Annotated in this window: 5 protein-coding genes; 4 read left to right on the forward strand and 1 reads right to left on the reverse strand. The window is 71.1% G+C overall.

Annotation, left to right across the window (positions count from 1 at the left end; all coding sequences use genetic code 11):
* Positions 1-367: 367 nt before the first annotated feature.
* Entirely contained in the window at positions 368-1,651 is a 1,284-nt protein-coding gene (gene tyrS / locus ONA70_RS35015; protein WP_265010773.1) for a tyrosine--tRNA ligase, read from the reverse strand.
* A gap of 108 nt (positions 1,652-1,759) precedes the next feature.
* Between tyrS and ONA70_RS35020 the strand changes: the two genes are divergently transcribed.
* From ONA70_RS35020 to ONA70_RS35035, 4 genes are all read left to right on the forward strand, one after another.
* Positions 1,760-2,143: a PaaI family thioesterase gene (locus ONA70_RS35020; RefSeq protein WP_265010774.1), complete on the forward strand. Its 384-nt coding sequence runs from the start codon at positions 1,760-1,762 to the stop codon at positions 2,141-2,143.
* Between the two features lie 96 nt (positions 2,144-2,239).
* The gene (locus ONA70_RS35025; protein ID WP_265010770.1) at positions 2,240-3,466 is read left to right on the forward strand and encodes an NRAMP family divalent metal transporter; all 1,227 of its coding nucleotides are present in this window, start codon (positions 2,240-2,242) and stop codon (positions 3,464-3,466) included.
* The gene (locus tag ONA70_RS35030) at positions 3,463-3,843 is read left to right on the forward strand and encodes a hypothetical protein (RefSeq protein WP_265010771.1); all 381 of its coding nucleotides are present in this window, start codon (positions 3,463-3,465) and stop codon (positions 3,841-3,843) included. Before ONA70_RS35025 ends, ONA70_RS35030 begins: the two co-directional genes overlap by 4 nt.
* Positions 3,830-4,050 (forward strand): PRC-barrel domain containing protein (locus ONA70_RS35035; protein ID WP_265010772.1); only part of this gene is annotated, 221 nt, incomplete at its 3' end. The genes ONA70_RS35030 and ONA70_RS35035, both read left to right, overlap by 14 nt.

Genomic DNA, 4,050 nt, shown 5'->3' on the forward strand with positions numbered 1-4,050 from the left:
CGGTGGTTTCTGCCGTGTCAAACCGGTGTTTCGCAGTTTGTCGTGCTTCCACCCTTTTCCCGGGCACCTCGATTCGACCGACTTCCGTCGGGCGTTCCGAGGATTTCAGCAGGACGGCCGCTGCGGTCTCCCGCTCGCTCGTCCGTTTTCCCTGCCGGCCGATAACCTTACCCGGTCGGTTCCGCCTCGCCAAATCCGCCTCCCGGCGAATCCGGGGCACCACCCGGTTCTCAGGTCCCGCGCTCCGGCCTCGCAGGTCCTTCGCCCTGTTTCGTCCGTTCCGCGCTGGCAGAGAGAAAGTTACGCGCCCAGCGGTTTGATCGTCAAATCCGCTGGGCGCGTCCCGCGTCACACTGTCGACGTACGACTATTTACGCAGCTCAACGCCCGCGAACGAGCGCTTGCCGCGGCGCAGCACCAGGTACCGGCCGTGTAGCAGGTCCGCCGGCGACACGGTGGCGTCGACCTCGGAGATCCGGTTGTTGTTGACGTACGCCCCGCCCTCGGCGATGACCCGGCGGGCCTCCTTCAGGCTCGGCACCAGGCCCGACTCCTTGAGCAGGCCGGCCACGTCCGGCAGCTCGTCGAGGTGGACCAGACCGGCCTCGGTGAGCGCCGCCCGCAGGGTCACCGGCGTCAGCTCCTCGAGCGCGCCCCGCCCGAAGAGCGCCTGGCTGGCCGCGACCGCCTGGGCCATCTCCCGTTCGCCGTGCACCAGCGTGGTCAACTCCTCGGCGAGGGCCCGCTGGGCGAGCCGCGCCTGGGGGCGTTCCGCCGTCGCCTTCTCCAGCTCCTCCAGCTCCTCACGTGAGCGGAAGCTGAAGTACCGCAGGTAGCGGGTGACGTCCCGGTCGTCGGCGTTGAGCCAGAACTGGTAGAAGGCGTACGGGTTGGTCATCTCCGGGTCGAGCCAGACCGCGCCGGTCTCGCTCTTGCCGAACTTGGTGCCGTCGGACTTGGTGACCAGCGGCGTGGTGAACGCCTCCACCGGTCCGGCGCCGCGGCGCCGGATGTAGTCCACGCCGGCGGTGATGTTGCCCCACTGGTCCGAGCCGCCGTACTGGAGCCGGCAGCCGTGCCGGCGGTGCAGCTCGAAGAAGTCGTTCGCCTGGAGCAACTGGTAGCTGAACTCGGTGTAGCTGATGCCGCTCTCCAGCCGAGCCTTGACCACCTCGCGGGCCAGCATCTTGTTCACCGGGAAGTGCTTGCCGACGTCCCGGAGGAACTCCACCACCGACATCTGGCCGGTCCAGTCCAGGTTGTTGACCAGCCGGGCCGCGTTCTCCCCCTCGTACGAGACGAAGGGGGCGAGCTGGTCATGAATGCGCCGGACCCAGCCCTCGACCACCTCGGGCGGGTTCAGGGTGCGCTCGGCGCTCTCCTTCGGGTCGCCGATCTGACCGGTGGCGCCACCGACGAGCAGCAGCGGCCGGTGCCCGGCCAGCTGGAGCCGGCGGGCCATCACGACCTGCATCAGGTTGCCGACGTGCAGGCTGGGCGCGGTCGGGTCGAAGCCCACATAGAAGGTGGTGCTCCCGCCGTCGAGCAGCTCGCGCAGCTCGTCGAGGCCGGTCGAGTCCTGGATCAGGCCCCGCCACAGCAGGTCTTCGGTCAGGGAGTCCCGCCCCTGCGGGAGGTTGCTGTCGGTCACGGTCACCAATTCTCCCCCATCCCCGGCCCGGACCCGTACCGGGTTTGCCGACAGCGGTGGCGACTAGGCTGGCGGCGCCACCGAGCGCGAGGAGGGACCGCCGTGGAGATGCCGGACCTGACCGGGGGCTTCGTCGCCCTGCTCGGGCTGAAGTTCGACGAGGTCAGCGGGGACCGGGTGGTGATCCGCTGGCAGGTCCGCCCGGAGCTGCACCAGCCGTACGGGATCCAGCACGGCGGGGTCTACTGCTCGGTGGTGGAGACGGCGGCCAGCATCGGCGGCGCGCTCTGGCTGGGCGACAAGGGCAAGGTGGTCGGGGTGTCGAACCAGACCGACTTCCTGCGCGCGGTACGTGACGGCGAGCTGACCGCGGTGGGCACCCCGATCCACCGGGGGCGCAGCCAGCAGCTCTGGCTGGTGGAGATCACCGACGAGGGTGGCCGGCTGGTGTCGCGCGGTCAGGTACGGCTGCAGAACCTGACCGGCGCCTGATCCGGGCCGGGAGCGGCAGCCTGGGCTATTCGCCCGAAAAGAGGCGTATGGCGCGGATATCGTCGCGTCGATGAGACCGCCCACCCCCGAGCCGACGTGAGGAAGCTCCTCGCCGCCACCCTGGGCGTCCTCTCCGCCATCGGCGGCTTCGTCGACATCGGCGACCTGGTGGCGGCGAGCCAGGCCGGCGCCCGCTTCGGGATGGCCCACGCCTGGGTGCTGCTGGTCGGCGTGCTCGGCATCTGCGCGTACGCCGAGATGTCCGGCCGGATCGCGGCGGTGAGCGGCCGGGCGGTGTTCGACCTGGTACGGGAGCGGCTCGGGCCGCGGGTGGCGCTGCTCAACCTGGTCGCCTCCTGGCTGGTCACCGTGATCACCCTCGCCGCCGAGCTGGGCGGGGTGGCCCTGGCGTTGCAGCTGGGCACCGGGCTGAGCTATCTGCTCTGGGTACCGGTGGCCGCGCTGGCGGTCTGGCTGGTGCTGTGGCGGATGCGGTTCGAGCTGATGGAGCGGGTGTTCGGGCTGGCCGGGCTGGCGCTGCTGGTCTTCGCCGTCGCGCTGTTCGCGCTCCCCACCGACTGGGTGAAGCTGGGGCAGGGCGCGGTGCGGATCAGCTCCGCCGGCCACGGCTGGTCGGTGTACTGGTTCGTGGCGGTGGCGCTGTTCGCCTCCACGGTCAGCCCGTACGAGGTGTTCTTCTTCTCCTCCGGCGGGGTGGAGGAGAGGTGGAGCGCCGCCGACCTGGCCCGCGCCCGGTCGAGCGTGCTGATCGGCTTCCCGATGGGCGGGTTCCTGGCGTTGTCGCTGATCGCCGTCGCGGCGGTGGCGTACCACCCCTCGGGGGCGTCGCTGGACACCATCGAGCAGGTGGCGCGGCCGGTGGCGACCGCGCTGGGCGGGGCCGGGCTGGCGGTCGCGGTGCTGGCGTTCTTCGCGGTGACCTTCGGCGCCGCGCTGGAGACCGGGCTCTCCGCGGCGTACGCGGCGGCGCAGTACTTCGGCTGGCAGTGGGGCAAACGGGTCAGCCCGCGGGAGGCCGCCCGGTTCCACAGCGTGCTCCTGGTCAGCGTGCTGCTCGGGATGCTGATGCTGATGACGACCGTGGACCCGGTGCAGCTCACCGAGTACATGCTGGTGCTCAGCGCGGTGGTGCTGCCGCTGACCTACCTGCCGATCCTGGTGGTGGCGAACGACCGCAACTATCTGGGCGACCGGGTCAACGGGCGGTGGACCAACCTGCTCGGCGCGCTGTTCCTGCTGCTCATCGTCGCCGCGTCGGTGGCGGCGATCCCGTTGGCGATCATCACGAGGATGGGACAGTGAGGGTCCAGCTCGCCAAGCAACTGCTCGACCGGCAGATCGTGGACGTCGACGGTCGGCTGGTCGGCCGGGTCGACGACATCGCCTTCGCGATCGACGACGAGGGCTTCCCGTACGTGGACTGCCTGCTCACCGGGCAGGGCGCGCTCGGGCAGCGGATCGGCGGCCGGATCGGCCGGCTCCTGGTGGCGGTCGCCGACCTGTTCACCGACGACCCACCGGTGCCGCCACTGCGCGTGCCGCTGCACGAGATCGCCCGGGTGGACAGTGCGGTGTGGCTGCGCTGCCGGGCCGCGAACCTGCCGCCGTCGCCGGTGGAGACCTGGTTGCGCCGGCATCTCATCGACCGGATCCCGGGGTCGCACCGTGCGAGCGGCTGAGCTGCTCGGCCGGACCGCGTACGACCTGCACGGGCGGCGGCTGGGCCGGGTGGTCGACGTGGTGGTCCGGGGCGGTTGGCCGCCGGAGCGGTTGCGGATCACCGACGTGATCGTGGCCGGCCACTGGTGGGCCCGGGCGACCGGGCGGCTGATCGCGCCCGAGCTGCACCCGTCGGGGCCGTGGCTGGTGCGCGCCGCCGCTCGGTT

Origin of the sequence: Micromonospora yasonensis (assembly GCF_026013475.1) — a bacterium.
In the GTDB taxonomy this organism is placed as follows: domain Bacteria; phylum Actinomycetota; class Actinomycetes; order Mycobacteriales; family Micromonosporaceae; genus Micromonospora; species Micromonospora yasonensis.